Annotated in this window: 26 protein-coding genes; 9 read left to right on the forward strand and 17 right to left on the reverse strand. The window is 71.9% G+C overall.

Features of this window, described 5'->3' with window-relative positions; translation table 11 throughout:
- Positions 1–38: 38 nt before the first annotated feature.
- The 6 genes from AC1P0E_RS09590 to AC1P0E_RS09615 all read right to left on the reverse strand — a co-directional run bounded on the left by AC1P0E_RS09590 (position 39) and on the right by AC1P0E_RS09615 (position 7,082).
- Positions 39–1,307, reverse strand: coding sequence for a cytochrome P450 (locus AC1P0E_RS09590; protein WP_482741742.1), 1,269 nt, complete (start codon positions 1,305–1,307; stop codon positions 39–41).
- Positions 1,304–1,930 (reverse strand): GTP-binding protein, encoded by a 627-nt coding sequence (locus AC1P0E_RS09595; RefSeq protein WP_482741743.1) that lies wholly within the window; start codon positions 1,928–1,930, stop codon positions 1,304–1,306. Before AC1P0E_RS09595 ends, AC1P0E_RS09590 begins: the two co-directional genes overlap by 4 nt.
- Complete coding sequence (locus AC1P0E_RS09600) at positions 1,911–2,273, reverse strand: DUF742 domain-containing protein (protein ID WP_482741744.1); 363 nt, start codon at positions 2,271–2,273, stop codon at positions 1,911–1,913. The genes AC1P0E_RS09595 and AC1P0E_RS09600 overlap by 20 nt, the downstream gene beginning before the upstream one ends.
- Positions 2,270–2,698 (reverse strand): roadblock/LC7 domain-containing protein, encoded by a 429-nt coding sequence (locus AC1P0E_RS09605; protein WP_482741745.1) that lies wholly within the window; start codon positions 2,696–2,698, stop codon positions 2,270–2,272. Before AC1P0E_RS09605 ends, AC1P0E_RS09600 begins: the two co-directional genes overlap by 4 nt.
- A gap of 112 nt (positions 2,699–2,810) precedes the next feature.
- Positions 2,811–4,580, reverse strand: coding sequence for an ATP-binding protein (locus AC1P0E_RS09610; protein ID WP_482741746.1), 1,770 nt, complete (start codon positions 4,578–4,580; stop codon positions 2,811–2,813).
- Positions 4,581–5,051: 471 nt separating this feature from the next.
- Positions 5,052–7,082 (reverse strand): bifunctional glycosyltransferase 87/phosphatase PAP2 family protein, encoded by a 2,031-nt coding sequence (locus AC1P0E_RS09615; protein WP_482745704.1) that lies wholly within the window; start codon positions 7,080–7,082, stop codon positions 5,052–5,054.
- Positions 7,083–7,388: 306 nt separating this feature from the next.
- Between AC1P0E_RS09615 and AC1P0E_RS09620 the strand changes: the two genes are divergently transcribed.
- Positions 7,389–7,721, forward strand: a complete 333-nt coding sequence (locus tag AC1P0E_RS09620; RefSeq protein WP_482741747.1) for an antibiotic biosynthesis monooxygenase family protein — start codon at positions 7,389–7,391, stop codon at positions 7,719–7,721.
- Between the two features lie 17 nt (positions 7,722–7,738).
- Here AC1P0E_RS09620 and AC1P0E_RS09625 read toward each other — a convergent pair whose 3' ends face one another.
- Positions 7,739–8,176 (reverse strand): hypothetical protein, encoded by a 438-nt coding sequence (locus AC1P0E_RS09625; protein WP_482741748.1) that lies wholly within the window; start codon positions 8,174–8,176, stop codon positions 7,739–7,741.
- On the reverse strand, positions 8,176–8,817 hold the full coding sequence (locus AC1P0E_RS09630; RefSeq protein WP_482741749.1) for a hypothetical protein: 642 nt from the start codon (positions 8,815–8,817) through the stop codon (positions 8,176–8,178). Before AC1P0E_RS09630 ends, AC1P0E_RS09625 begins: the two co-directional genes overlap by 1 nt.
- A gap of 100 nt (positions 8,818–8,917) precedes the next feature.
- On the opposite strand from AC1P0E_RS09630, the gene AC1P0E_RS09635 reads away from it, so the two are divergent.
- Positions 8,918–9,394 (forward strand): GNAT family N-acetyltransferase, encoded by a 477-nt coding sequence (locus AC1P0E_RS09635; RefSeq protein ID WP_482745705.1) that lies wholly within the window; start codon positions 8,918–8,920, stop codon positions 9,392–9,394.
- A gap of 24 nt (positions 9,395–9,418) precedes the next feature.
- Here the strand turns inward: AC1P0E_RS09635 and AC1P0E_RS09640 are convergent, their stop codons facing one another.
- On the reverse strand, positions 9,419–11,482 hold the full coding sequence (locus AC1P0E_RS09640) for an MDR family MFS transporter (protein WP_482741750.1): 2,064 nt from the start codon (positions 11,480–11,482) through the stop codon (positions 9,419–9,421).
- A gap of 145 nt (positions 11,483–11,627) precedes the next feature.
- Here AC1P0E_RS09640 and AC1P0E_RS09645 point away from each other — a divergent pair, with 145 nt between their 5' ends.
- From AC1P0E_RS09645 to AC1P0E_RS09655, 3 genes are all read left to right on the forward strand, one after another.
- Complete coding sequence (locus AC1P0E_RS09645) at positions 11,628–12,746, forward strand: peptidoglycan-binding domain-containing protein (protein WP_482741751.1); 1,119 nt, start codon at positions 11,628–11,630, stop codon at positions 12,744–12,746.
- Positions 12,747–12,816: 70 nt separating this feature from the next.
- Positions 12,817–13,014, forward strand: coding sequence for a hypothetical protein (locus tag AC1P0E_RS09650; protein ID WP_482741752.1), 198 nt, complete (start codon positions 12,817–12,819; stop codon positions 13,012–13,014).
- 136 nt (positions 13,015–13,150) lie between these two features.
- Positions 13,151–13,816 (forward strand): HAD-IA family hydrolase, encoded by a 666-nt coding sequence (locus tag AC1P0E_RS09655; RefSeq protein ID WP_482741753.1) that lies wholly within the window; start codon positions 13,151–13,153, stop codon positions 13,814–13,816.
- Between the two features lie 3 nt (positions 13,817–13,819).
- Here the strand turns inward: AC1P0E_RS09655 and AC1P0E_RS09660 are convergent, their stop codons facing one another.
- From AC1P0E_RS09660 to AC1P0E_RS09670, 3 genes are all read right to left on the reverse strand, one after another.
- Positions 13,820–14,116: a hypothetical protein gene (locus AC1P0E_RS09660; RefSeq protein ID WP_482741754.1), complete on the reverse strand. Its 297-nt coding sequence runs from the start codon at positions 14,114–14,116 to the stop codon at positions 13,820–13,822.
- A gap of 165 nt (positions 14,117–14,281) precedes the next feature.
- Positions 14,282–14,863 (reverse strand): TMEM165/GDT1 family protein, encoded by a 582-nt coding sequence (locus AC1P0E_RS09665; protein WP_482741755.1) that lies wholly within the window; start codon positions 14,861–14,863, stop codon positions 14,282–14,284.
- Positions 14,864–15,119: 256 nt separating this feature from the next.
- On the reverse strand, positions 15,120–15,953 hold the full coding sequence (locus tag AC1P0E_RS09670) for an ABC transporter permease (RefSeq protein WP_482741756.1): 834 nt from the start codon (positions 15,951–15,953) through the stop codon (positions 15,120–15,122).
- Between the two features lie 189 nt (positions 15,954–16,142).
- On the opposite strand from AC1P0E_RS09670, the gene AC1P0E_RS09675 reads away from it, so the two are divergent.
- The 4 genes from AC1P0E_RS09675 to AC1P0E_RS09690 all read left to right on the forward strand — a co-directional run bounded on the left by AC1P0E_RS09675 (position 16,143) and on the right by AC1P0E_RS09690 (position 21,582).
- The gene (locus tag AC1P0E_RS09675) at positions 16,143–16,799 is read left to right on the forward strand and encodes an HNH endonuclease family protein (protein WP_482741757.1); all 657 of its coding nucleotides are present in this window, start codon (positions 16,143–16,145) and stop codon (positions 16,797–16,799) included.
- Between the two features lie 111 nt (positions 16,800–16,910).
- Entirely contained in the window at positions 16,911–18,617 is a 1,707-nt protein-coding gene (locus AC1P0E_RS09680) for an alkaline phosphatase D family protein (RefSeq protein ID WP_482741758.1), read from the forward strand.
- Between the two features lie 111 nt (positions 18,618–18,728).
- Complete coding sequence (locus AC1P0E_RS09685) at positions 18,729–20,708, forward strand: FAD/NAD(P)-binding protein (RefSeq protein ID WP_482745706.1); 1,980 nt, start codon at positions 18,729–18,731, stop codon at positions 20,706–20,708.
- 241 nt (positions 20,709–20,949) lie between these two features.
- Positions 20,950–21,582, forward strand: a complete 633-nt coding sequence (locus AC1P0E_RS09690) for a DedA family protein (protein ID WP_482741759.1) — start codon at positions 20,950–20,952, stop codon at positions 21,580–21,582.
- Here AC1P0E_RS09690 and AC1P0E_RS09695 read toward each other — a convergent pair.
- From AC1P0E_RS09695 to AC1P0E_RS09715, 5 genes are all read right to left on the reverse strand, one after another.
- Positions 21,579–21,833, reverse strand: coding sequence for a DUF2277 domain-containing protein (locus tag AC1P0E_RS09695; protein WP_482741760.1), 255 nt, complete (start codon positions 21,831–21,833; stop codon positions 21,579–21,581). The two genes, AC1P0E_RS09690 and AC1P0E_RS09695, sit on opposite strands and share 4 nt — an antisense overlap.
- A gap of 45 nt (positions 21,834–21,878) precedes the next feature.
- Positions 21,879–22,271, reverse strand: coding sequence for a hypothetical protein (locus AC1P0E_RS09700; RefSeq protein ID WP_482741761.1), 393 nt, complete (start codon positions 22,269–22,271; stop codon positions 21,879–21,881).
- A 341-nt stretch (positions 22,272–22,612) separates the two neighbouring features.
- Positions 22,613–23,536 (reverse strand): MurR/RpiR family transcriptional regulator, encoded by a 924-nt coding sequence (locus AC1P0E_RS09705; RefSeq protein WP_482741762.1) that lies wholly within the window; start codon positions 23,534–23,536, stop codon positions 22,613–22,615.
- 386 nt (positions 23,537–23,922) lie between these two features.
- Positions 23,923–24,240 carry a 4a-hydroxytetrahydrobiopterin dehydratase gene (locus AC1P0E_RS09710; protein ID WP_482741763.1) on the reverse strand — a complete coding sequence of 106 codons (318 nt, stop codon included), beginning with the start codon at positions 24,238–24,240 and terminating at the stop codon, positions 23,923–23,925.
- A 1-nt stretch (position 24,241) separates the two neighbouring features.
- Positions 24,242–25,486, reverse strand: a complete 1,245-nt coding sequence (locus tag AC1P0E_RS09715) for an NsdA family TPR-like regulatory protein (RefSeq protein WP_482741764.1) — start codon at positions 25,484–25,486, stop codon at positions 24,242–24,244.
- Positions 25,487–25,595 lie beyond the last annotated feature (109 nt).

Consider the following 25,595-nt stretch of genomic DNA (forward strand, 5'->3'; position numbering starts at 1 on the left):
CCGAGCCTGACCAAGGCGGTCGCCGGCGCGGCCGGCGGCTAGTGGGACGACGGGGTGAAGGACACCGGCAGGGTCGTCAGGCCGCGCATCCAGATCGACGGCCGCCAGGACAGCTCCGCCGGTTCGACGGCGAGCATGACGTCGGGGAGGCGTTCCAGCAGGGCCTCGATGGCGGTGCGGGCCATGACGTCGGCGAGCTGCGGCGCGGGGTAGGGGCAGCGGTGCTCGCCGTTGCTGAACGAGAGGTGCGAGGAGTTGCCCTCCGCGCCGACGTGGCCCTCGGGCCAGATCTGCGGATCGGTGTTGGCCGCCGCGAAGCCGAGTACCAGGCAGTCACCGGCCTTGATGTGGCGGCCGCCGAGCTGGACGTCACGGTCGGCCCAGCGGCCGATGAAGTTCTGCGTGGGGGTCTCCAGCCAGAGGACCTCGTTGAGGGCCTGGCCGACGCTGAGCCGCCCGCCGGACACGTTCAGGGCGAACCGGTCGTCGGTGAGCAGCCGTCGCAGTGTGTTCCCGATCCAGTTGGCGGTCGGCTGCTGCGCGGCGGCGATGATGGAGATGAGGTCCTGGACGATCTCCTCCTCCGCGAGGCCCGCCGGGTGGGTGAGCATCCGGGAGATGATGTCCGGTCCTGGCGCGTCCCGCTTCTCCTTGACGAGCTGCTGGAGGCGCTGCCCCACGCGTCCGTACGCCGCCACCGGGTCGTCGCCCTCGGCCGCGTCCAGGGACATCCGCAGGTCCTCGACGAGGTCGTCGGTGTCGGTGCCGTGGGCCGGCATGCCGCACATCTGGACCGCCGCGCGCATGGGAAGGGCGTGGGCGTACGCCGACATCAGCTCGGCCTGGCCGCTGCCCGCGAAGTTGTCGATGAGCTCGTCGGCGATACTGCGGCAGTTGTAGCCGAGTTCGAACTGGTCGACCGCCTCCAGGGCCTCGCTGATGACTCCGGCGCGCCGCTGGTGTTCGAGGCCCTCGGTGAACAGGACCGAGGGCTGGTAGCCGACGTACGGCAGAAGCGGCCAGTCGGCGGGGATGTTGTCCCACTGGTTCCAGCGCCGGGAGTCGCGGGCGAACAGTTCGTCGTGGGTGGTGACGTACGAGACCTCGGAGTAGCCGAGGACCAGCCAGGCCGGGATGCCGCCGTCGAGCAGCACCGGTGCCACGGCGCCGTGTTCGCGCCGCATCGCCCGGTACAGCTCGGCGGGCGTCTGCTGGTACTGGAGGCCGCTGAGCCGGATCGCGCCCGCGTGGGCGGGGCAGCCCGGCGGAGGAGTCGCCCCGGAAGCGGCGGCGGTGGGGTCGCTCATGTGGTCGTCTCCTGGGCCAGGGCCAGCTTGTAGAGATGGTCGACGAGGGTGATCAGGACACGTTTGCCGTCGCTTCGCACGCGCGCGTCGCAGTCGAGCAGCGGGATGTGCTCGGGCAGTGCCAGGGCCTGGCGGATCTCGGCCAGGGAGAAGTACGCGGAGTCGTCGTCGAACCGGTTGACGGCGACGACGAAGGGCGTCTTGTGGTGTTCGAGGCGGTCGATGGCGTACCAGGAGTCGCTCATGCGCCGGGTGTCGACCAGGACGACCGCGCCGAGGGTGCCGGAGAACAGCCGGTCCCACAGGAACCAGAACCTCTCCTGCCCGGGAGCGCCGAACAGGTAGAGCACCTTGGTCGCGTTGAGGCTGATCCGGCCGAAGTCGAACGCGACCGTCGTGGTGGTCTTGTGTGCGAGCCCCGTGGTCTCGTCGACGCCGACACCGGCCTGCGTCATGTACTCCTCGGTGTTCAGCGGCCGGATCTCGCTGACGGACCGGACCAGCGTGGTCTTGCCCACGCCGAACCCACCGACGACGACGATCTTCAGTCCGGTGTCGGCGGCATCGGCGAGCGGCGTACGCTCCGGGGCCTGCGCCGGCGCCTCAGAGATTGCGGAGTCCATGCAGCACCTCCTTAAGCAGGGCGGATTCGGGCAGGTCGGCGGCGGCCGCGGCGGCCCTGGGGCGCCGGGCGGTGATCCGCCCGGCGTCCAGCAGGTCCTCCAGGAGGATGCGTACGACGGTGATGGGCAGGCGCAGTTCGGCGGCGATCTCCACCACCGCTGCGGGGTGGCGGCACAGCTTGAGGATGCGGACGTGCTCCGACTGCATGCCCGGCGTCGGGTCGCACTCGCTGACCACCAGGGTGACCAGATCGAACACCGTGGTGTCCGCGGTGTGGCTGCGGCCACCGGTCACCGTGTAGAGGCGGTCCGGGGACCCGGTGTCGACGGGGCGGCGGGTCATGACGTCGGACTGTCCTGCGCACGGTTGCGGGGCTCGGCCCGCAGGTGCTCACCGATCTGCTCGACCATCTCGCTCATGTTGTGGCCGACCACGCCGGGGTCGGCGCTGTCGGCGGCCACGACGGCGAGGTGGGCGCCCTCGCCGGCCTCGACGATGAGGAGGAGCCCGCCGTGGAACTCGGCCATGAGGTGGTTGACGCCTCCGGTTCCGTCGCCGAACTCCACCGAGGCGCCGTGGGCGAGTGACTGCATCCCGGAGGAGATGGCCGCGAGCTGGTCGGCCTGGTCGAGGGTGAGGTGACTGCTGCGGCACAGCTTGAGGCCGTCGCGGGAGAGCACCAGGGCGTGCCGGGTGCCGGGGGTGCGCTCCACGAGGTTGTCCAGGAGCCAGGTCAGGCTGGTGTCGGTGGTCTGCACGGTGGTCATGGGCCGGTTGGGGGCTGTGCTCCGGTCGGCCCGTGCCTCCAATCTCGGTGGTCAGGTGAGGGGGTCGGCCGCCTGCGGGGGCGGCAGCGCGCGGAGTTGAGCACGGTGGTGCTCAGGCGGGTGGGCGTGGGTCCTTGCGGCGCTGTGACTGGTGGAAGGCGCCGAAGCTCGCCCCGGGGTTGCGCGCGGGCGGGGCGGGCGGGGTGTGCGGTTCGTCGTCGGCCTCGGCCGCGGGGCGTCCCCGGTCGGCGGCGGCCATCGTGCGCCCGGGCGGCCGTACGGGCAGGCCGCCGGCGGTCGCCGCCTGGCCGGGGGCGTCGGCGCGCGCGGGCAGGGGCGGGACAGCGGGCGGGGATGCGGGGCCGTCTGCGGCGTTGGGGGCGACGGCGGCGCGCGCGGGCAGCGGCGGGAGGGCGTGCGAGGGCTCGGGCGCGGGGGTCTCCTGCGCGGCCGCACGCGTCTGCGTCTCGGCCACCGGAGCTGTCCGCGTGTGCGTCGCCGCCACCGCGGTCGCACGCGGCTGCACCGGCACCGGGCCGCGCTGCTGGGCCATCAGCTGCGGGGGGAGCAGCACCACCACGCCGGTGCCGCCCCGGGACGAGGGCCGGTAGTTCACGGAGATGCCGTACTTCGCGGCCAGGATCCCGACCACCGCCAGGCCGAGCCGGGTGCCCTGCAGCGTCGACAGGTCGGTCGACTTGCCGGAGACGGCTTCCACGGCGCGGCGCATCGCGGCGTCGGCCATCCGCAGGCCGCTGTCCTCGATGGTGACCACGATGCCCGCGCTGCGCTCCTCCACGTACACGTGGACCTCGTCGATGGGCGGCGAGAAGTTGGCGGCGTTGTCCATCAGTTCGGCCAGCAGGTGCATGACGCCCTCGGCCGCGAACCCGGCGATCGCGACGGTGCTGGCGGAGTGCAGCCGCACCCTTCGGAAGTCCGCGATACGGCCGACCGCGCCCCGCAGGATGCTTTCCATGACGATCGGCTTGTTCCAGGCGCGGCTCGCCCGGCCGCCCATCAGGATGGCCAGGCGGTCGGTGAGCAGCCCGAGCTGTGAGGTGCTGTGGTCCAGCTTGAGCAGGTCGCTGAACACGTCGGCGCCGTGCCGGTCCTGCATGTCACGCAGGTCGGCCAGCATGCTGACGGCCCTGGCTTGTACGCGGCCCAGCGCCTTGGCGCTGGCGGCCTGTGCGGCGGCCGCGCGCCGCTCGCTGACGCCGAGTTCCCGCACCATCTGCTCCAGCAGTGCGCGCAACCGCTCCTCGCCGGGCATGTCCAGGCCGGCCAGGACCGTGTCGGCGGAGGCGCCCCGGCGCAGCGCCGCCACGGCGGTGGGCAGGGCGGTGGCCGTCAGGCGCTCCAGGTCGTCCGTACCCCGGCGCAGTAGCTGTACGGCGTCCTCGCGGGCGGCTTCCGCCTCTGCCGTGCGGCGGGCCGCCTCACCGAGCTCGGTGGTGAAGATGCGCAGGAGGCTTTCCAGCTGGGGGTCGGCCGGCCGCTGGGCGGAGGCCAGGGCGTCGAAGGCGTCCGAGCCGTCGCGCAGGCGCTGGACCATCTGCGGCAGCGTGATGTTCACCAGGTGCGCGGTGTCCCCGGTGCTCCGGGCTATTCGCTCGCGCAGGGCGGCCTGCTCCTCGTGGGCGGCGCGCCGCACGGCGGCGAGCCGGCTGGCCACTACCGCGGCGGTGACGACGAGCCCCACGACGCACAGGCCGGCGGCGACGACCGTCCCGAGCACCCAGGAGTGTGCCGTGTCCGGGGCCAGCGCCACCACGGCGCCACCGGCCGCGCCGGCCACGGCCAGGCCGGCCGCCGACACGGTCCAGGGCGGGCGCCGTTGGAGTGCACGGCGCGGGCGGGCGGCGGCGGGCATTGTCATAGCGCGGTCCCTCAGACGGTGTGCGGGGGGCTGACGGCAGCGGAGTCGTCATCTGGTGGCAGGCAGTAGGAAGTTGACGACGATGATCCGCTGAGCCTTGGCCATGGTAACCACCGAACGTCACGCGACCGGTCCCGGTTCGCCTTTGCCGCCGGCACCTGCGCAGAACCTCCCGATTTCCGTGGCCCGCCAGGAGGACCGACTGAAATAGTCGAGTCGACAGATCAACTGGACCGCATCGGTGGAGAAATGAGCTCCGCGGAACGGAATCAGCAGCTGACCGTGACCGGGCGGACCCGCGCCCGGCGCCACCGTCTGCGTCACCGTCACCCAAGTCCACGGGCTGGTCCTCGCGCGCTCCGTCTTCGAACCTGCGGGTCCTCACCGAGCACTGCGCGCCCGGCCAGTGGGACTACGCCCGCCGCCCCACGGGGGCCGGGGTCGTGCCGATGGGCACCTACCTCGGCGTACCTACTTCGGCGTACCGGAGCCGGATCCCGCCCTGCCCGCCGGGATCTCCCTGCCCGCGCACACATCCGCGCTGGGGAGTGACGGTTCGCGCTCGGCCGACGCGGGCTGAAGAAGCTTTCGCGGGCCGGCCAGGACGTACGTCAGACCGAAGCCCGCCACGACCACCGCCGCCCCGCCGACCGCGTCCAGCACCCAGTGGTTGGCGGTGGCGACGATCGCGCACACCGTGAAGAGCGGGTGGAGCAGGCCCAGCAGCTTCATCCACAGTTTCGGCGCGATCAGTACCACCACCAGGCCGCACCACAGCGACCAGCCGAAGTGGAGCGAGGGCATCGCCGCGTACTGGTTGGTCAGGGCGGTCAGGGCGCCGTACTCGGGGCTCGCCAGGTCCTGCGGACCGTGAATGGTGTCGATGTAGTCGAGGCCCGGCATCAGGCGCGGCGGGGCCAGTGGGTAGAGCCAGAAGCCGGCCAGCGCGAGGACGGTCGCGAAGCCGAGCGAGCTGCGGGCCCAGCGGTAGTCGGCGGGGCGGCGGGCGTACAGCAGGCCGAGGATCGCCAGCGGTACGAGGAAGTGGAAGGAGGAGTAGTAGAAGTTGAAGAAGGATTCCAGCCAGTCCGCCTTCGCCACCGCGTGGTTGATCCAGCGCTCGATGTCGATGTGCAGGAACTGCTCCACCGAGATGATCTGCCGGGCGTGCTCCTCGGCGGCGGCGCGTCCGCCCGTCGCGGCGGTGCGGACCTGCGAGTAGGCGGAGTAACCGGCGCGGATGAGCAGGAGTTCGAGCAGCAGGTTCGGGCGGGTGAGAACCCGTCTCCAGAACGGCAGCAGCGGCACTTGGCTCCAGCGGCCCGCTACGGGTTTCGCGTAGTCGGTGGGCAGGGGCTGGAGCCAGTACGGCGAGGTACGCGACACAAAGGGCACCGCGCAGGCCGCCGCGAGCGCCGCCACCAGCAGCGCGTTGTCGCGGATCGGGATGAGCGGCCCGACGTTCGGGAGCAGCATCGTGCCCGGCAGCGTCATCACCAGGACGACGGCCGCCGGCCACACCATCCGGTCCGAGGCCCGCTTGCCGACCCGGCCGACCACCGCGAGCAGCACCCACAGCAACTGGTGCTGCCAGGCCGTCGGCGACACGGCGACGGCGGCGCAGCCGGTCAGGGCGACGGCGAGGAGCAGCTGGCCGTCCTGGGCGTAACGGACGGCGCGCCGCAGTCCGAGTACGACGACGGTCGCGCCCAGGAGCAGGAAGAGCGCGATCTCCAGCGGTCCCTCGAGGCCGAACCGGAGCAACGCGCCGTGCAGGGACTGGTTGGCGAGGCTGTCGGGCCGCGCCCCGAGCCCGGCACCGGCCACATGGTGCACCCAGTACGTCCACGAGTCCTGCGGCAGCGCGGCCCACGCCAGCGCCGAGCAGGAGGCGAAGGTGGCGCCCGTGGTGAGCGCGGCGCGTCTGCGGCCCGTCAGCCACAGCAGGGGCGCGAACAGCAGCACGGTGGGCTGGAGGGCGGCGGCGATGCCGATGAGGACGCCGGAGCTGCGTTCCCCGCGCGCCTGGAAGCAGCCGAGGAGGACGAAGAGGACGGGGATGACGCTGGTCTGGCCCAGGTGGAGCGTATTGCGGACGGGCAGCGACAGCATCAGCAGGCTGATGGCGACGGGCGCGGCCAGCAGCGCGGTGCGCCGGGAGACAGGCCCCGGCAGTGCGCGGGCGACGACCGCGCCCAGGACTGCGACGAGCAGCAGCGTGCCGAAGGTCCAGGCGACGCCGAGGCTCTGCTCGGCCGAGCGGGCCAGGGGTTTCAGGACGAGACCGGCGAACGGCGTACCGATGAACCGGTCGGTGTCGTAGAGCGAGCCCGCCACGTGCAGTACGCCCCGGTCGCCGATCCAGATCTCCAGGTCGGTCAGACGCTCGCCCGGCGGCGTTCGCAGCAGCATCGCGATCTGCCGCACGGCCAGTGCGGCCACGACGGCCCACAGGGCGATCCGCGCAGCCGCGACCCTGTTTCCGGCGTTTCCGGCACCCATCGCCCCGGCGGCGCCGCCCGCCGCGCCCCGCTCCGCATCCGCCACTTCGCGCCGACCCTCCCCCACCTGTTCCCGCACCCGCGTGCAGGGTGCGTAGAGCCTCGCACTGACCCGTGCACAAGACGCAGGCAACCCCCGGTTTGCCTGTCTGTCACCCGGTTTTGTCCGAAGGACATCGCTCCCGCGATTCCCGTTCCACCATCGGGGCGCGAGATGGATCACAGGGGCGGGGAGTGCGGCGGACTCGGCACGCGGCACGCTTGGGCGGCTCGATCAACTGCGGGCTTCGTACGGCAGGATGGGCCCATGAGTATCGTGAAGATCAATGTGCTGAGTGTGCCGGCCGAGCAGCGTGAGGTACTGGAGAAGCGGTTCTCGGCGCGGGCCGGGTCCGTGGAGAACTCCGACGGCTTCGAGTGGTTCGAGCTGCTGCGGCCGGTCGAGGGGACCGACCAGTACCTCGTCTACACCCGGTGGGCCGACGAGGCGTCGTTCCAGGCGTGGATGGAAGGGCCCATGAAGGCCGCACACCAGGGTCCGGGCGCGGGTGAAGGCGGCGAGCGTCCCAAGCCCGCCGCCTCCGGCTCCACGCTGTGGTCGTTCGAGGTGGTCCAGCAGGCCGGCCCGAAGAACGGCTGACCTGTTCGGCCCGTCCCTCACATCCGCAGCAGGCGCTCCGTCGCCTCGCGGTACGTCCGCAGGGCGACCCGCAGTTCCTCCGTCTCGGCCTCGTGGTCCTCGGCCGCCCAGGCCGAGCGGAGGGAGCCGCGCCGTTCGGCCACGGCGTCGGTCAGACAGCGGGCGGCGTCGTCGAAGACGCTGTCGGCCTCTTCGACCGCGCGCCGGGGGCCGTCCACGAAGGTGTTGACGGCCTGCTGGAGGCGCAGCGCCAGCTTGTCGCGCTCACCCTGCGGGATCAGGCCGTGCTCGGCCGAGGTGCCCGCGGAGGTGCCCGCCGATGCGCCCTCGGCGACACGCGCCGAGGTGGTCGGAGCGCTGGTCTCGGAGCCGGCGGCCGAGGTGGCCGGGGAGCTGGATTCGGGGGTCGGGACCGGGCCCGGCCCGGTTGCCCGGGATTCGGCGTCGTACGTCATTACGCGCCACTTCCCTTCGGGTGGTGGCCCTTGCCCAGCGACCACGGGCTGTGCGAACGGCCGTGGCGGTCGTCGGAGTGCTGCGGACGGTGCTTGCCGCTGTCCGCCGGCTTGGCGGTGACCAGCGTCTCGAAGAGCTCACGCGCGTCGAGCATGGCCTCGCGCATCTGCTCCGTACTGCTTTCGGTGTTCGCCGCGCGGTGCACCCTGCGGTAACCCTGCACCTTGTCCGCGTGGTGCACGGAGAGCGCGGAGACCTGCTCGTCGTACTGCCCGTCGGCCGGGAAGCCCCGGTCGGCCGCGAGCCGCGCCAGCAGCCGGTCGGCCTCGGCGACGGCGTGCTGCGGGGAGTCGACGAACTGCTCCTGGACGCCCGCCCAGCGGGCGACGTACTGCTCACGTGTCTCGGGGGTCAGCGGCCTCAGTTCCAGCGACCCGTGCCGCTTCACGCGCTCGTCGAGCTCGCGCTCAGCCGCTTTGGTGTCACCGTCGTGGTGGGCGACGACCCGCTCGTACTCGGGACCGAACCGCCTCTTCAGCCCGCGCCCGCCACCGCCCCGGCCCGGTCCGGCGACGAGGAACACGGCGACGAGGAGAATGACGACCACCGCTATCAGGGCGATGATCCAGACTGTGGACATGGCTGCCTTCCCGGTTCTCGGTCTGTCAACGTTTTGTCACGCTGCGGGTTGCCAGTAATCCGTTGGTCAAACGGCCGAGCGCTCCGGTACAGACATGACCATGAACTGGAACGCGTCCCCCGAGCGCTACGACACCCCCGAGTCGACGGCCCTGCGCCGCGACTACTACGACGAGGTGGCCAGCCGTTACTGGGGGCGCCCCGCGACGGCGCGGGAGATCGACGAGGGGCTCACCGACGACGGCGTCGAGCGCCTCGTACCGCCCACGGGCGAGTTCGTCGTGGGCCGGTACGACGGCGCGCCCGCGGCCTGCGCCGGTCTGCGCGTGGTGGACCCGGACACCGCCGAGCTGACGCGGGTGTACGTCCGCCCCGCCTTCCGCGGCAGCGGCGGCGGCGCGCTCCTGCTGGCCGCGACAGAGGCAGCGGCCCGCGATCTCGGCGTCGAGCAGATCCGGCTGGACACTCGCGCCGACCTGGTGGAAGCACGCGCGCTGTACGCCAGGCACGGGTATGTGGAGGTTCCGGCGTTCAATCAGGGCCCGTACGCCGAGCACTGGTTCGCCAAGTCGCTGTGACGAGGCAGCACTTCAGAACTCGCCTCACCGGTGGTGGTCGGGCATGGGCCCCCGCGTGTACGGACGGTCCTCGTCGGAGCCGCTCACCTCGGCGCTCAACTGCTCGACCAGCTTGATCAGATCGGTCGGCCGGTCGGGCCCCCACCAGTCGCCGAGCAACTCCGCCAAAGACTCCTCGCGGGCCTTGGCCAGCTTCGCCGCGACCGCCGTCCCCTTGTCCGTCAGCACCAGTTGCATGCCTTCGCGCCGGGCGAGTCCGCGCTCCTCCACCTGCCGGGACGCGTCGGTGATGACCCGCAGCGGAACCGGCGTGACGTCGGCGAGCCGGGCGGGTTCGACCGAGCCCGCGCGCTTGATGCGCAGCAGCAGCCAGCTCGCCGCGGGCAGCAGGTCGTAGCCCGCCTTCGCGGTGATCCGTTCGTAGATCTTGCGGCGCCCCTCCCGCGAGGCGAGCACCGACAGGGCTCGGACGCATTCGTCGTACGAGGAACGCTCGACCGGGTTGGACGCGAGCGTCTGGCCCGCGTCGGGCGCCGTCACCGACCTGCGCAGCTTGTCCTCCCTGAGGAACCAGGCGATCACGAAGGCGATGAGCACGACGGGCGAGGCGTAGAGGAAGACATCGGTGATGGATGTGGAGTACGCGTGCAGCACCGAAGGGCGCAGTCCCGGCGGCAGCAGGGCGATGTCCCGCGGGTCGGCGGCGACCTGGTCGGGGCCGATGCCGGGTGGCAGCTGCTCGCCGCTGAGGGCGTCGCCGAGCTTGTCGATCAGCCGGTTGGTGAAGACGGTGCCGAAGACGGCGACGCCGAAGGACGCGCCGATGGAGCGGAAGAAGGTCGCGCCGGAGGTGGCGACGCCGAGGTCCTCGTACCCGACGGCGTTCTGCGCGACGAGCACCAGCACCTGCATGACCAGGCCTAGTCCGGCGCCGAAGACGAAGAAGAAGGCGCTCATCTCCCAGGTGCCGGTGGTCTCGGTCAGCTGGTGCAGGAGGAGCAGGCCGAGGGCGGTGATGCCCGTACCGGCGATGGGGAAGACCTTCCAGCGGCCCGTACGGCTGACGATCTGGCCGGACGCGGTGGAGGTGAGCAGCATGCCGAGCACCATCGGCAGCATGTGCACGCCGGACATGGTGGGCGTGACGCCCTGGACGACCTGGAGGAACGTCGGCAGGTAGACCATCGCGCCGAACATGGCGAAGCCGACGATGAAGCTGATGACCGCGACGAGCGTGAACGTACGGAGCTTGAAGAGCTTCAGGGGAAGGACCGGCTCGGCGGCTTTCCGCTCGACCCGGACGAACCAGACGAGCAGCACGGCGCCGAGGACCGCAAGACCGATGATCTGCGCCGAGCCCCAGGCCCAGGTGGTACCGCCGAGAGAGGCGACGAGGACGAGGCAGACGGCGACCGAGGCGATGAGGGCGGTGCCGAGGTAGTCGATGGTGTGGCGGGAGGAGCCGACCGGGATGTGCAGTACGGCGGCGATCACGAGGAGAGCGACGACGCCGATCGGCAGGTTGATGTAGAAGACCCAGCGCCAGCTGAGGTGCTCCGTGAAGAGCCCGCCGAGGAGCGGTCCGAGGACGCTCGTCGCACCGAAGACCGCGCCGAACAGGCCCTGGTACTTTCCGCGTTCGCGCGGCGGTACGAGGTCGCCGACGATCGCCATCGACAGCACCATGAGGCCGCCGCCGCCCAGTCCCTGGATCGCGCGGAAGCCGATGAGCTGCGACATGTCCTGTGCGACGCCGCACAGCGCGGAGCCGATCAGGAAGATGACGATCGCGGCCTGGAAGAGCTTTTTGCGACCGTACTGGTCACCGAGCTTGCCCCACAGGGGCGTGGCGGCGGTCGCGGCGAGCATGTACGCCGTGACGACCCAGGACAGGTGCTCCATGCCGCCGAGTTCGCTGACGATCGTCGGCAGGGCGGTGGAGACGATGGTCTGGTCGAGCGCGGCGAGCAGCATGCCGAGCAGCAGCGCTCCGATGGCTACGAGAACGCTCCGTCGGCTGTCGCCCGGGGTTGCGCCGGGGCCGGCGGCCGGGGCCGCGGCGGGAGCGCCGCTCGGTTGCTGGGCCATGGACTACTCCTCGGGTCCCCTGGGAGTCGTGCACCCTTCCATCCTGATCGTTGTGGACCGATATGGCCTGCCGAGCCGGGACCCCGCTGTGCATCGGGTCGGCCGGTCTGCATAATCGCTGGCAGTTCGAGGGAGGGGACCCACGGTGAACGGACACATATGTCCCGAGTGCGGTACGGACCGGGGTGCCGCGTCCGACGACGGCAGACCCGGGTGCCGGTGCGCGGAGCGGGCTGCACAGGCAGTACGGGCCGAACGCTCGGCCGAGGTCGCGGCGGCGGAGGACTTCCATCCGCTGCGGATACGGCCGTACGTGACGCTGCGGGGCTCCGAGACGGGCGGCGGGGACGACGGAGCGGTGCCGCCGGCGTACGCGGAGGCCGGGCATGAGGACGCCGGGCTTGAGGACGCCGGGCGTGAGGGTGAGCGCGAGGGGCCGGGTGACGCCGCGGCGACGGTGGCGCTCGGGGTGGTGAGGGGCCCGGAGAGCGGGTGCGAGGCGGGGAGCGGCCCTGCTGAGGGCGCGACCGCCGTCATGGGCGCCGTACCGCAGCCGGGGCCGCCGCCCGGGGTCGGTGTCGATGTCGGGTACGGCTTCGGTGAGGAGCCGCCCGTATCCGACCGGGCACGGCGCAAGGGGCCGGCGCTGTGGCTCGCGGTGGGTGCGGCGGCCGTCGCGGTCGTGGGCACGGCGGCGTTCGCGGGCGGGCTGTTCTCCGGGGGCGAGGAGCGGGATCGTGCGCTTCCGGACACGGTGACGAGTGCGCCGAGCGCGAGCGACGACCCCGACGCGTCCGCGTCGGAGTCCGGCGCGGGATCGCCGTCCGCGTCGCCGTCGGCATCCGCGTCGGCGTCGGCCGCTTCCGGCTCCGCGTCGGCGTCCTCGTCCGCGTCGCCGTCCGCCTCTCCGTCGCGCTCGGCCACCGAGTCGGCGAGCGCGACTCCCCGCTCGTCGAAGCCGGCCGCGCCGGTCTCGTCGGCGCCGCCCTCCACCGCGCAGGCGACCGGAACGGTGGAGCAGTCGCCCGAACCCGCCGCCGGCGCCGTACTGAGCCGGGGCGACCGGGGGCCCGAGGTCGCGGAGCTGCAGAACAGGCTGGCGCAGGTCTGGCTCTACAACGGCCCGGAGAACGGTCGCTACAACGACCGGGTGGAGGACGCCGTGCGTACGTACCAGTCGTACAAGGGCATCCAGGGAGACCCCTCGGGCACCTACGGCCCCAACACCCGTCGCGCGCTGGAGGCGGAGACGCGGGAGCCCTGAGACGGGCCCTGCCTCGAACGGGCCCTGACGGGCTATGGCGTTCGCACCTCCACGGGCGGACCGTCAAAGGATGAACAAGAACTGGCTGCTGCTGGCCCTGCCACTGCTTCCCCTCCTTCCCTTACTGCTGATCTTCCGGCTGCTCCGCCGCCGTACCGCCGGCACCTGGCACGGTCCCGACGGCGGACCGCCGCCCTCCGGCGTGCGCGAACCGCGCAGGCCCAAGCCCTCTCCGCCCGCGGTCGCGGAGGCCTTGCCGATGCCGTGAGGGAGGGCATGAGGGGGGTGGGGTGGCGCTACCCCGGTTCGTTTTGTATCGTGGTGGAACAAAGTGGCTCCCGCTCGTTTTCCCTGACCGGCGGGCGGGGCCGCTTGTCTCTTCTTCCGCGCTCTGGAGTACGCCGATGCCGGCAGCCACCACCGTTCTGAACGCCAACGCGCTCCTCCTGGACATGGACGGCACGCTGGTCGATTCCGACGCCGTCGTGGAGCGCGTCTGGCGCCGCTGGGCCGCCGCGCACGGCCTGGACCCGGAGGCGGCCCTCAAGGTCGTGCACGGCCGCCAGGGGTACGCCACCATGGCCGTGCTCCTCCCGGACCGGCCCGTCGAGCAGAACCACGCCGACAACCGCGAGCTGCTCGCCCAGGAGACCGCCGACGTCGACGGCGTCGTGCCGGTCCCCGGCGCCCCCGCTTTCATGGCCGCCCTGGCCGGCCTCCCGCACGCCCTGGTCACCTCGGCCGACGAGGCCCTGGCCCAGGCCCGCATGACGGCCGCCGGCCTGCCGATGCCGGTCACCCGCGTCACCGCCGAGCTGGTGGGCGCGAGCAAGCCGGACCCCGAGGGCTTCCTGAAGGGCGCGGCGGAGCTCGGCCACGCCCCGGCCGACTGTGTCGTCTTCGAGGACTCGGAGGCCGGCATCACGGCGGGCAGGGCGGCCGGGATGCGCGTGGTGGGCGTGGGACCGCGCGCGGCCGTCCACGCCCCGACGGTGCACGTGAACGACCTCTCGCAGGTACGGATCGAGGCCCTGCCCGACGGCTCGGTACGGCTGCACATCACCGCCTGAGACCTAGGCGGTCACCACGTTGACGGCCTCGTACACCTTCGGCTCGACGTCCGGGAGCCCGGCCTCACGCGCCAACGGCACAAGTGTCTCCGCGAACTGCTCGAATGCCTGCGCGGATTCCCAGACGTCCACCACGAGCCACCCGCCGGGAGTGGGTCCGGCGACATGCGAGATCAAGCCCGGTACCGGCCAGTCGGAGCTGGACCTCACCGTGCCGCGCCCACCGGTCAAGGTGTTCGTGACCTGCTCGTACTGAGCCTGGGTGGCTCCCGGAAGCTCGTGCACAACGATGACCGCCATGGTGAATTGCCTCTCTGGTCTACTGCCGTCCCCGCCACCCAGTCGACCAGCATCCGCGAAGAGGCGCACACAAAGCGCCGCCACCGGAGGTACCGCGCAGGCGCCGTGCCGGGGGCGGACCTGAGCCGAGAGGTCAGCCGTTCCACCACTCGTCGGTGCGAGCGGTCAGCCCGCGACCGCCTCGTAGAAGCTGAACGCCGCCAGCGCCAGCATCAGCGCCGCCGCCACCTTCGTGATCAGGCTCAGGGGTACGTACTTCATGAGCGTGCGGCCGCCCACGATGCCGATGCCCGCGACCGCCCACAGGGCCAGCACCGCGCCGATGCCCACGGACACCGGGTTGTCGTAGCGGGCCGCCAGGGTGGCCGTCATGATCTGCGTGAGGTCGCCGAACTCCGCGACCAGGATGAGCATGAAGCCCGCGCCCGAGACCTTCCAGAAGGACTGGTCGGCGGGGGCCTTGACCTCCTCCTCGCCGTCGTCCTTCTTGAAGAGCAGCACCAGCGCGCCCGCGAGGAAGAGGACGCCCACGACCGCCTGCACCAGCCGGTGCGGCAGCAGGGTCAGTACGCTGCCCGCCGCGATGGCGAGGCCCACGTGGACGGCGAAGGCGGCGGCGACACCCGCGAAGACGTACGACGCGCGGTAGCGGGTGCCGAGCATGAGACCGGCCAGGGCGGTCTTGTCGGGAAGTTCGGCGAGGAAGACGGTGCCGAAGGTGATCGCCATGATGGTGAAACTGATCATGGGGGTTGGGTTCCTCAATCGGTCGGGCTGCCCGCACCGAGAGAAACCTGCGTGAATCAGGGGTCGCTTCGGCACGGCAGCGTCGTAAAAGACAACAACACTGCGGCCGAAGGTCTCGCTGGCGGGCCGGATTCCTGCTGGATTCCTGTCCGCCTCCGGGCGCCGGCTGAGGCGTGCTCAGCAGTATGTCGACGGTCCGGCGAAGAGCTACTCCCCTTCTGCTCCGAACAGGGTACGCGACCGGCTCCGGGCCCGGTCAGGGTCCTTGGTCCCGCGCCCCCTGCCCCTCGTCCCCCTCCTCCCGGTGCAGCCGCCCCCGCGCCACCAGTTCCAGCACCGTCGCGACCGCGACCGCCTGCACCGCGAGCAGCGCGACCAGTACGAACAGCTGCACCACCCCGGCGAGCAGCGGCGACGCCCCGCCCAGCAGCATCCCGACGAAGGCGCCCGGCAGTGTGACCAGGCCCACCGTCCGGGTCTGGTCGAGGCCGGGCAGCAGCGCGTCGGAGGCGGCGGGGCGGGCGATCTCCAGCCTGGCGTCGCGGTCGAGGAGGCCGAGCGCCATGCCCGCCTCCACCTCCCCGTACCGCGTCGCGAGCTCGTCGAGCGCGCGGCGCCCGCCCAGCACGGTCGCGGTGAGCGCACCGCCGATGAGGATGCCGGTGACGGGGACGAGCGCGATGCCGTCGGGCGGTACGAGCCCGGTGAGCAGGAGCGCGGCGACGACGGGGAAGACGCCGGCGGCGATCGGCGGGGCGGCCCACCACCAGGTGGCGTTGGGGGTGACGCGGCGTCCGGCGGTGCGTACGGCGACGGCGTACATCAGGGCGAGGAACGCGAGCAGCAGCCATCCGGAGCGTACGACCCAGCCGATCAGCAGCGACACGGCGGCCAGCTGGACGGCGGCCCGCAGTCCGGCGGTGGCGACGGAACGGGCCCGGCCGCGCGATCCGTCGTCGGAGAGGCGGGCCCAGGCGACGACGGTCACCGCGACCGCGAGCAGCACGGCGAGGACCGCCCAGAGCGTGAGGTCGACGGGCAGCAGGACCTGGGCTTCGGCGGCGAGGGGTCTCGCTGGCGGGGCGGGCACCGCTCAACTCTAGGGCGGTGGAGGAACAGTGTCGGAACGTCAGAACTCTTGATGTGACGTGCCCATGTCGTCACGCTGTTACCTGGCGCCCATCCCCCGGCAACCTGGCGCCGCCACGATGACCGAGCCCGGTGACGGGCAGCGCCTTCCAGGTCTCGGTCCAGCCCCCCCACCCCTCAAGGAGTTCGCATGTCAGGTGTCTACGCGCGTCGAGCAGTGCGCCGAATAGCCGTCCTCACCGCGTCCGTCGCCCTCACCGGCACGAGCGTCCTGCTCACCGCCCCCACCGCCCAGGCCGCCCCGCCCACCCCCGTGAGCGCCGCCACGGCCCGCACGTACCTCGGTCAGCTGACCGAACGCGCCGAGGGCTCGTCCACCGGTTACAGCCGCGACAAGTTCCCGCACTGGGTCACCCAGTCGGGCGCCTGCAACACCCGCGAGGTCGTCCTCAAGCGCGACGGTACGAACGTCCAGCAGGACTCCGGCTGCGCGGCCGTGAGCGGCAGTTGGTACTCCGAGTACGACGGCGCCACTTGGCAGGCCGCGTCCGACGTCGACATCGACCACGTCGTGGCGCTCGCCGAGGCCTGGCGCTCCGGCGCGAGCGGCTGGACGACCGCCCAGCGCCAGTCCTTCGCCAACGACCTCACGCGCCCGCAGCTCATCGCCGTCACCGACAACGTCAATCAGGCCAAGAGCGACCTGGACCCGGCGGAGTGGCTGCCGCCGCGCACCTCCTACCGCTGCGTGTACGCCCGGATGTGGGTGCACGTGAAGCACCACTGGAAGCTGACCGTGGACTCCGCCGAGAAGAGCGCGCTCCAGGGCGTGCTCAACAACTGCTGACCGGGACCACCGGCCGGGACCGCTGACCGGAACCAGGACCGGTGACGCAGGAACCTCGCCATCCCCCTCCGTCGTTCCGTACCGTACGGGGGCGACTGAGGAGGGCGACTTATGGCCGGGCTTCGGCTGGGACCACTGCTGCGGTACGTCGACCGCGAGGCCGGTGACACCGCGACCGTCTGGGTCGAGGCGGACCGGCCGTGCACGGCCGAGGTGCGGTGCGGCGACGGCGCGGGTGCCGAGGGCGGTGCGGGCGGTTCGTCCCGTACGTTCCAGATCGCCGGGCACCACTACGCGCTGGTCACCGTGGCCGGGCTGCGCCCCGGCTCGGAGACGGCGTACGAGGTGCTGCTCGACGGGCGGCGGGTGTGGCCCCTGGAAGGCTCCCGCTTCCCGCCGAGCACCATCCGTACGCCCGCCTCGGCCACCGAGGAGGTACGCGTCTCCTTCGGCTCCTGCCGCTGGGCCGCGCCCGCCGAGGCCGAGCACGACCCCATTGGCCCGGATGCCCTGGACACGCTCGCCACGAGCCTCGCGGCCGATCCCACGGCGACACGCCCCGACGTGCTGCTCCTGCTCGGCGACCAGGTGTACGCCGACGAGACGTCGAAGGCGACGCGCAGCTGGCTGGCCGCGCGCCGCGACCTGCGCGAGCCGCCGGGCGCGGAGGTCGCGGACTACGAGGAGTACACCCGCCTGTACTACGAGTCCTGGCTGGACCCGCAGGTGCGATGGCTGCTCTCCACCGTTCCCAGCTGCATGGTCTTCGACGACCACGACGTCATAGACGACTGGAACACCAGCGCGGCGTGGGTGGCTGAGATGCGCGCCACCCCGTGGTGGCGGGAGCGCATCCTCAGCGGCCTGATGTCGTACTGGGTCTACCAGCACCTGGGCAATCTCTCACCGGCCGAGCTGGCGGCCGACGCGCTGTACGCGGCCGTACGGGCGGTCCCGGACGGGACGGAGCTGCTGCGGCAGTTCTCCGCGCGGGCCGACGTCGAACCGGCCAGTGTGCGCTGGAGCTACCGGCGCGACTTCGGCCGGGTGCGACTGCTGATGGTCGACACGCGGGCGGGCCGCGTCCTGGAGGAGGACCGGCGCGCGATGCTCGACGACACCGAGGCGCGGTGGCTGCGCGAGCAGGCGCTGGAGGACCCCGGCTCGTACGACCACCTGCTGATCGGGACCTCGCTCCCCTGGCTGCTGCCGCCGCTCATTCATGACGCGGAGGGCTGGAACGCGGCGCTGTGCCGGGGTGAACGGGGCGGTCCGGGCGGGCGCTGGGCGCGCTTCGGCGAGGATGTGCGCCGGAGATCGGACCTGGAGCACTGGGCGGCGTTCCCGGCGTCCTTCGCGCAGCTGACGGACCTGATCGCCGAGGCGGGTTCGGGTCCCGCGGCGCCGGCGACGGTGTGCGTACTGTCCGGCGATGTGCATCACGCGTACGTCGCCGAACCGGACTGGCACGGCGGGACCGGCCCGGCGGCGCGGGTGCTCCAACTGACCTGCTCCCCCGTGCACAACAGCATCCCCGCCTCGATCCGGCTCGGGTTCCGCTTCGGCTGGAGCAGAACGGGGCGGCGCCTCGGCCGCTTCCTGGCGCGGCACGGGCGGGTGGCGGAGCCGCGCATCGGCTGGCGGAAGACGTCGGGCCCGTGGTTCGGCAACCAGCTGATGACGCTGACGATGGGCGGCCGGTCGGCGGTACTGCGGCTGGACCAGGCGCGGGCGAGGAGGGGCGGGAGCGCGGCGCTCGCGACCGTACTGGAGAGGGAGCTGGCGGACCTGGATCCCGACTACGCGGGCCGCCCGTGACCGAACCGCCGAACCCCGCGGGCACCCCTGCGGCCGCCCCGTGATCCTTCCCACAGCGACGGAGATCCTGCCTGACAGGGCTACGACTTCCCGCACTCCACCGGCATGATGATGCGGACCCTCAGCTTCCAGCGCCCCCACACCACGCCCGCCCCGGGAGTCACCGCTTTGTCCGCAGTGCACCATGCCCTCGCTGTCGTGGGCGCCGGCCCCCGAGGCACCAGCGTGCTCGAAAGGCTCTGCGCCTCCGTGCCCGCCCTGGCACCGGACACCAGGCTGACCGTGCATGTCGTCGACCCCGCCCCGCCGGGGGCGGGCCAGGTCTGGCGTACCGGACAGCCCGCCGAGCTGCTGATGAACACGGTCGCGTCGCAGGTCACGCTCTTCACCGACGCGAGCGTCGCCTGCGAGGGCCCGATCCGCCCGGGGCCGAGCCTGTACGAGTGGGCCGCCTCCCAGGGCGGCGAGTCCCCGGCCGGCAAGGCGGCGCTCGGCCCCGACGACTACCCGACCCGCGCCTGCTACGGCCGCTACCTGGAGTGGGTGTTCCGCCAAGTGGTGGGCGGCGCACCGGAGTCGGTGACCGTGCGCGTGCACGCGGCGCGGGCCGTAAGCCTCCAGGACGCGCCCCACGGCCCCGGCTCCACCCAGACACTCACCCTCGACAACGGTGAGACCCTGACCGGCCTGAGCGCGGTCGTCCTGGCCCAGGGCCATCTGCCGGTGCACCCGGACGAGCCCGAGTCGCGCCTCGCCTCCTACGCAGCCCGCCACGGCCTGCGCCACCTGCCGCCCGCGAACCCCGCCGACCTCGATCTCTCCGCCCTCGCGCCCGGCGAACCGGTCCTGCTGCGCGGCCTCGGCCTCAACTTCTTCGACCACATGGCGCTGCTGACAGCGGGGCGCGGCGGAACGTTCACCCAGGCCCCCGGCGGCGGCCTCGTCTACCATCCGTCGGGCCGCGAACCGCGCCTGTACGCGGGGTCACGGCGCGGCGTACCGCACCAGGCGCGCGGCGACAACGCGAAGGGCCCGTACGGCAGACACCAGCCGCTGCTGCTCACGCCCGGCGTGATCGCGGCCTTCCGCGCCCGCGCGGACGCGGGCGATCCGCCCGACTTCCTGGCCGAGATATGGCCGCTGGTCGCGAAGGAGGTGGAGACGGTCTATTACGAGGTACTGCTCGGCGCGCAAGCCACCGCCCGGGGCACCGGCTTTCGCGGGCGTTTCCTCGCCGCGGCGCACCGCAGTGCCCAGGAGGCGGACGTACTGCGCGAGTTCGGCGTACCGCACGGGGAACGCTGGTGCTGGGACCTGACCGCCCGCCCGTACACCGGACACACCTTCCGCGACCCGGCGGACCACCGCGCCTGGCTGCTGCGTCACCTGCGGCGGGACGCGGCGCACGCGGCGCTGGGCAATGTCGCGGGCCCGCGCAAGGCGGCCCTCGACGTGCTGCGCGACCTGCGCAACGAACTGCGGCAGATAGTGGACCACGCCGGGCTGCCGGGCGCCTCGCGCCGTGACCACCTCGACCGCTGGTACACACCGCTGAACGCCTTTCTCTCCATCGGGCCGCCGCGCCGCAGGATCGAGGAGATGACGGCGCTGATCGAGGCGGGCGTACTGGACGTGATCGGCCCGCGAATGACGGTGGAGACCGGGCGCGACGCCTTCGTCGCCCGGTCCCCCGACATAGCGGGCTCGGAGGTCACGGCCAGGACCCTGATCGAGGCCCGGCTGCCGGAGCCCGATCTGCGGCGTACGTCGGACGAACTCCTCGCACGGCTCCTGAAGACCGGCCAGTGCCGCCCGCACACGGTCGACGGGTACGAGACGGGCGGACTGGACGTCACCGCCCGCCCGTACCGCCTGATCGACAGTCAGGGACGGGCGCATCCACGGCGGTTCGCGTTCGGGGTGCCGACCGAGGGTGTGCACTGGGTGACGGCGGCGGGCGCCAGGCCAGGCGTCGACTCGGTGACGCTGACGGACGCGGACGCGGTGGCGCGCGCGGCGCTGCGGGCGGCGGTGACGGTACGTACGGCCGCGGCCCTCAGCTCGGCACCGACGGACCGGACGGCGACCTGAGGGGCCTTCGTCCCGCGCGTGTCGCTCGCGTATCCCGGCAGTATTCCCGCCCGTATTCCCGACCGTATTCCCGACCGTATTCCCGACCGTATTCCCGGCAGCGCATTGAACGTGACATGTCCAACAACGCCGGGCCCCTGACGATCTCCGCCGATATGACAGGCGTACGCTGTATGGCTGTACTGCCGCCCCTGCCGCTCCCCTGCGACGTCGCGGCGTTGTTACGAACCGGGGAGTCACGTTGTTCGAAAGTGTGGGGGCGCTGACCGGCAGCCCATGGATCTACGCGGTGGTCGCGATCTCCGTGGTCATGGACGTCTTCCTGCCGGTCCTCCCCAGCGGAGTACTGGTGATCACGGCCGCCACCGCCGCGGCGGCGGGCACCACGACCGCCGTGGCCGCCGGCGAGGTGGCGCACCAGGTGCCCGACATCCTCGCGCTGCTGGCGTGCGCGACGACCGCGTCCGTACTGGGCGACTTCGTCGCGTACCGGCTGGCCTGGCGCGGCGGCGAGCGCATCGACCGGGCCATTGCCCGCTCGCGCCGCCTGACCACCGCGCAGGAACGTCTCGGCACCGCGCTCAGCCGCGGCGGCGGCATCCTCGTCGTCATCGCCCGCTTCGCTCCGGCGGGCCGCTCCGTCGTCTCCCTGGGGGCGGGGGCCGCGCACCGCAAGGTGAAGGAGTTCCTGCCGTGGTCGGCCCTGGCCGGCATGGCCTGGGCCGGCTACAGCGTCGGCCTCGGCTACCTCGGCGGCCAGTGGCTGGGCGCGACGTGGCTGGCGGCGGCGGTCTCGCTGCTGGCGCTGTTCGTGGCGGGCTCGCTGGCGGCCCTGTTCGTACGCCGCCCGGCCCCGGCGCCGGCCGCGCCTTAGGCCTTCTGCTGGGCCACGGGTCGTACTTCTCGTACGCGTCCCGCTCCCCGCACTTCGATCCCGGCGAGCAGCTTCCGGGTCGCCTCGGTCACCTCCGCGACGGCCTGGTCGAAGACCTCGCGGTTGTGAGCGGCGGGCGCCCGGAACCCGGAGACCTTACGCACGTACTGCAAGGCAGCCGCGCCGATCTCCTCGTCGGTGGCCTCTTCGGGGAGGACGGGCGGACGGAGGGTCTTGATACTGCGGCACATAAGACGACGGTATCCCCGTACCCCCCTCGTTGGCACGGTTCCCGCTCAGCGGCCCGATCCACCACGCCCGGCGCCGGTGCCTGCGAGCAGCGCTTCGGTGATGAGCCGGACCGCGCGGGCAAGGCGGTTGAGCTGCTCCAGCTCGACGGCGTACAGCTTGATGGTGCCCTCGATGACCGTCTCGGAGACGCCGAGGGTGGGCAGTTCCGCCCGGCAGGTCCGAAGCGCGACCCGCACGGCACGGATCTCGTGCTCCACCTGGAGCTGCGCGTGGCGGCCGAGGAGGACGGGGTGGCGGGTGAGCGTCGAGTATCCGGCGTAACGGGCCGGCAGGAGATCCCGCAGCCACCGGGCCGCCGTGCGTTCCCAGTCGTGACTGCCGGGGGCCTTGACCTGACACGGCCAGTCGGGGCTGGTCGTCGAGAGTGCCTGGGACATCGTCGTCGCTCCGGCGGGGTGATGGGCTGGGACCCCGACCGCAGGGTGCCGGGAAGAATTGCGGCGGTCCCGGCCCAGGGGTAGACCGGGACCGCCAGGGAGGCGTCCGCCGAGGAAAGCGGACTGCCTGCGGGAACACCCGTTGGCGACGTGAGGAGGAGTGCGCCGCTCGTGGGTGTCCACTTATGTGATGCGCAGAGGCTCTGACGCCACACGCGCAGTAAACATATATACCGCCGAGTAAGCAAGGGCATGAAAAAATTCATACCCTGGGTGCCGTGAAAGACCACGCTCCGTAACGACGCACCGGGCCCGGTCGGGGCGCCCGGGGGCAGTCCGGGTCAGTCCTCGAGAAAGAAATTGTGCTGCTCCGCGACCTGCTCGTACCCCTCGAGCCGTGCCTGCGTACGCACGGGATCGGCATCGGCCATGGCCTGGAGGACGGCTGCGGACAGGACGCCGGGCGCCGAGTAGGAGTCGAAGACGAGGCGGGACCCGGTGCCGGCGGTGAGCGCCACGTCGGCTTCGTCGACGAGCGACCCCAGCGTCAGATCGGTGATCAGCGCGACGCGCAGCCCTGTGCTGCGGGCGGCCTGCATCGCGGCCAGGGTCTCGTTGGCATGCCGGGGCATCGCGAACGCCACCACCCACGTCCCGCCCGCCTCCCGCGACTGGAGGAGCGCGTCGTACGCGACGCTGCCCCCACGGGTCACCAGCCGCACGTCGGGGTGAATCCGCCGCGCCGCGTAGGCGAAGTACTCCGCCAAGGACACGGAGATCCGCAGCCCCAGAACCGTCAGAGGCACGGACCGGGCCAACTCCCGGCCGATGTCGAGCACCCGCCCGGGGTCGGCAAGGGCACGCCGCAGACTCTCCAGGTTCTCGATCTCGGCATCGACGGCTGCCTGCAGCTCATTGCGGCGGATTTCCTCCCGGGTGTCCGGGGAGCCGGCGACGGAGCTGAGCGCGATGGGCTGCAGGGCCTCCCGCAGCGCGGGGAACCCGCTGAACCCCAGGGAGGCCGCGAAACGCGTCACGGACGGCTGGCTCACCCCCACCCGTTCAGCCAGATCCGTGATCGACAAAAACGCGGCCTCGGTGAGGTGATCGACGATGTACTGGGCGATGCGCCGCTGCGCGGGGGACAGCCGATGGCCGCCGAACAGGGCCCGAACCCGGTCCGTGGGAGACGCCTCCACGCCCGGAGACTGCCTCCCCGGCGTGATCGCAGACGCCTGCGCGCGTGCCTGCTGCCTTGATGGCACCGACGTGCCTCCCTCTCGTCCCACTGACGCTCAACATAGCCCACCACCCGGGGCCGCCTCCGAGATTCTGTCCGCGACAGTGGCGGCGATGCTGTTGTCCGGAGCCGTCGTCGGAACCGGCGAGCCCCTGGCGCCTCGCCCTGCGCCACGGCCATGAGCTGGCCAGGACCGAGGAGCGCTGGGCCGCCAGGTCCGTGAAGTACCACTTCACGTTCCAGGGCCCGACGCAAGCCCGCGGCGTTTTGCAAGAACAGCCCTCCCAACCCGGACCCGCCACCCGCTAGCTCGCGATCCGCCGGGCTGGCTCCCTGCCGCCGCCAGTACCCGTGAACAACCGCGCCCCCTCTTGCCCTCGGGGCAAAAGGGGGCGCCGCCTTGCGTCCGGGTCAGTCGAGTGGGATGGCCTGGTGCGCCGCGACAATCGCGTCGATCCGGGCGGCCAAGTCGAAGTCCGCTGCTGTCAGCACGTGGCCCGCGTCGTGCGTGGTGATGCCGAACCGTAGATGGTCGATCCGCAGGTCGATGTCCGCGTGGTGCTGGATCCGGCGCTCGCGGTCCGCCACGTGCACGATCACTGCCACGCCCGCGTGATACCGAATGTCGTACCGGCGGGTGATCTCATTCCCCACCTGCTCCCAGCCGGGCAGCTGCTCCAGGCGCTCCGCTATCTCCTGGTCCGTCAGCGGTACCAATCCCTGCGCCACGTCATCCCCTCTCGGTCACCGGGGCCAGCAACTCCTCCAGTTCCTGGCCGATCGGGGCATCCTGCCACGGCCGCATCGCCCGCTCCAGGCTGCGCAGCTCCCGAAGCATCCGAGCCGACCGGGTCTCGACGGCGATCTGTGCCACCTGCCACGCGATCTCCACAGCCTGATCGGGCTCGCGCGCGGTGGCGGCGGCCGTTGCATGCCGGGCGAGGTACACCCCGCGGTCACGGCGTGCGGTCTCCGGCACGACTTGGAGGACCTGACCCCAGAGCGCCCCGGCTTCCGCCCCGAGGCCGAGGCGCCCGTAGCAGGTGGCTCGCTGGACTTCGAGGTAGCCGGGCGTCCGCCGACAGGCGTTGCCCCACGGCAAGTCGTCGTCGACACGGGCGAGCAGCCCGGCAGCGTCGTCGATCAGCTGGTCGACGGCAGTCCGGTCTTGGGTGAGGCTGGCCCCGTGGGCCTGCTGCTGCATAGCCATGATCCTCACCTTCGGCAGCAGCCTCCCAGCATCATCCAGAGCGGCCTCGCACAGGTCGACGACCGCGTGCCCGTCACCGAGGTCGGTGCGCACCTGCGCCTGGTTGACGAGCGAGTATCCGATCAAGTGCGGGTCGCGCGACCGCATTGCGATCTCCTGCGTGACCCCACGCCAGAAGGCGGCGCCGTCCATGTCGCCGGCGTCTTGGTACAGCCAGCCGACGAGAGCGGCGTAGGCGGCGCCGACACGGAGCAGACCCCGACGGGTCTCGCCAGTCGCCGACCGGGTCAGCTTGTCGATCAGCTGGTACTGCGCGGACACCGTGCCGATCAGATCGTGCGGGCCGAGGAGCATGTCTGCCCGGTAGTGGCCCTCCAACTGCTGCTGGAAGTAGTCGATCAGCGCAGGGTCAACGTGCTGAGGCGCGACCGGTCCTGCAACGAGCGCGGCGGCGGTGACAGAGACGAACGCTCGACGGTTCACATCGTCCACTTGGTGGTGCTCGGGGCGGATCCACCCCGGCGGCGAGGTGAACCCGAGGTCTTCGGGCCAGCGCCCGAGCGCGTCATGGATGACGATCGAGGTCTCCTCCGCCGGCCACCCTGGGCGGCCGCCTTCCCACCGGCGCCATGTCCTGGCGGAGACAGTGAAGTGCGGGTCGTCGAGCAGCTTCTGGCCGTGTGCCTGGAGGGCTGCGGCCGCGGCCTCGATACTTCGCCACCCACGCCGGAGTCGGGCAGCGCGGAGTGCATCGTTGCGGCTCATGGACTCAGTCTGAGGTGTCATCACTCGCGCTTCCGGCCGTGGCCGCTACGTGGCCAAGCGTGGCCACGCCATGGCCTGTTACCGCGATACCGTGCCCGCCCATCATCGA

The sequence above is a fragment of the Streptomyces sp. TRD_SC_5 genome (genome assembly GCF_056836825.1).

Coding starts and splice junctions, on each gene's coding strand:
- AC1P0E_RS09590 (WP_482741742.1), bottom strand. CDS start 1,307: ATGAGCGACCCCACCGCCGCCGCTTCCGGGGCGACTCCTCCGCCGGGC.
- AC1P0E_RS09595 (WP_482741743.1), bottom strand. CDS start 1,930: ATGGACTCCGCAATCTCTGAGGCGCCGGCGCAGGCCCCGGAGCGTACG.
- AC1P0E_RS09600 (WP_482741744.1), bottom strand. CDS start 2,273: ATGACCCGCCGCCCCGTCGACACCGGGTCCCCGGACCGCCTCTACACG.
- AC1P0E_RS09605 (WP_482741745.1), bottom strand. CDS start 2,698: ATGACCACCGTGCAGACCACCGACACCAGCCTGACCTGGCTCCTGGAC.
- AC1P0E_RS09610 (WP_482741746.1), bottom strand. CDS start 4,580: ATGACAATGCCCGCCGCCGCCCGCCCGCGCCGTGCACTCCAACGGCGC.
- AC1P0E_RS09615 (WP_482745704.1), bottom strand. CDS start 7,082: ATGGGTGCCGGAAACGCCGGAAACAGGGTCGCGGCTGCGCGGATCGCC.
- AC1P0E_RS09620 (WP_482741747.1), top strand. CDS start 7,389: ATGAGTATCGTGAAGATCAATGTGCTGAGTGTGCCGGCCGAGCAGCGT.
- AC1P0E_RS09625 (WP_482741748.1), bottom strand. CDS start 8,176: ATGACGTACGACGCCGAATCCCGGGCAACCGGGCCGGGCCCGGTCCCG.
- AC1P0E_RS09630 (WP_482741749.1), bottom strand. CDS start 8,817: ATGTCCACAGTCTGGATCATCGCCCTGATAGCGGTGGTCGTCATTCTC.
- AC1P0E_RS09635 (WP_482745705.1), top strand. CDS start 8,918: ATGAACTGGAACGCGTCCCCCGAGCGCTACGACACCCCCGAGTCGACG.
- AC1P0E_RS09640 (WP_482741750.1), bottom strand. CDS start 11,482: ATGGCCCAGCAACCGAGCGGCGCTCCCGCCGCGGCCCCGGCCGCCGGC.
- AC1P0E_RS09650 (WP_482741752.1), top strand. CDS start 12,817: ATGAACAAGAACTGGCTGCTGCTGGCCCTGCCACTGCTTCCCCTCCTT.
- AC1P0E_RS09655 (WP_482741753.1), top strand. CDS start 13,151: ATGCCGGCAGCCACCACCGTTCTGAACGCCAACGCGCTCCTCCTGGAC.
- AC1P0E_RS09660 (WP_482741754.1), bottom strand. CDS start 14,116: ATGGCGGTCATCGTTGTGCACGAGCTTCCGGGAGCCACCCAGGCTCAG.
- AC1P0E_RS09665 (WP_482741755.1), bottom strand. CDS start 14,863: ATGATCAGTTTCACCATCATGGCGATCACCTTCGGCACCGTCTTCCTC.
- AC1P0E_RS09675 (WP_482741757.1), top strand. CDS start 16,143: ATGTCAGGTGTCTACGCGCGTCGAGCAGTGCGCCGAATAGCCGTCCTC.
- AC1P0E_RS09680 (WP_482741758.1), top strand. CDS start 16,911: ATGGCCGGGCTTCGGCTGGGACCACTGCTGCGGTACGTCGACCGCGAG.
- AC1P0E_RS09685 (WP_482745706.1), top strand. CDS start 18,729: ATGCGGACCCTCAGCTTCCAGCGCCCCCACACCACGCCCGCCCCGGGA.
- AC1P0E_RS09695 (WP_482741760.1), bottom strand. CDS start 21,833: ATGTGCCGCAGTATCAAGACCCTCCGTCCGCCCGTCCTCCCCGAAGAG.
- AC1P0E_RS09700 (WP_482741761.1), bottom strand. CDS start 22,271: ATGTCCCAGGCACTCTCGACGACCAGCCCCGACTGGCCGTGTCAGGTC.
- AC1P0E_RS09715 (WP_482741764.1), bottom strand. CDS start 25,486: ATGAGCCGCAACGATGCACTCCGCGCTGCCCGACTCCGGCGTGGGTGG.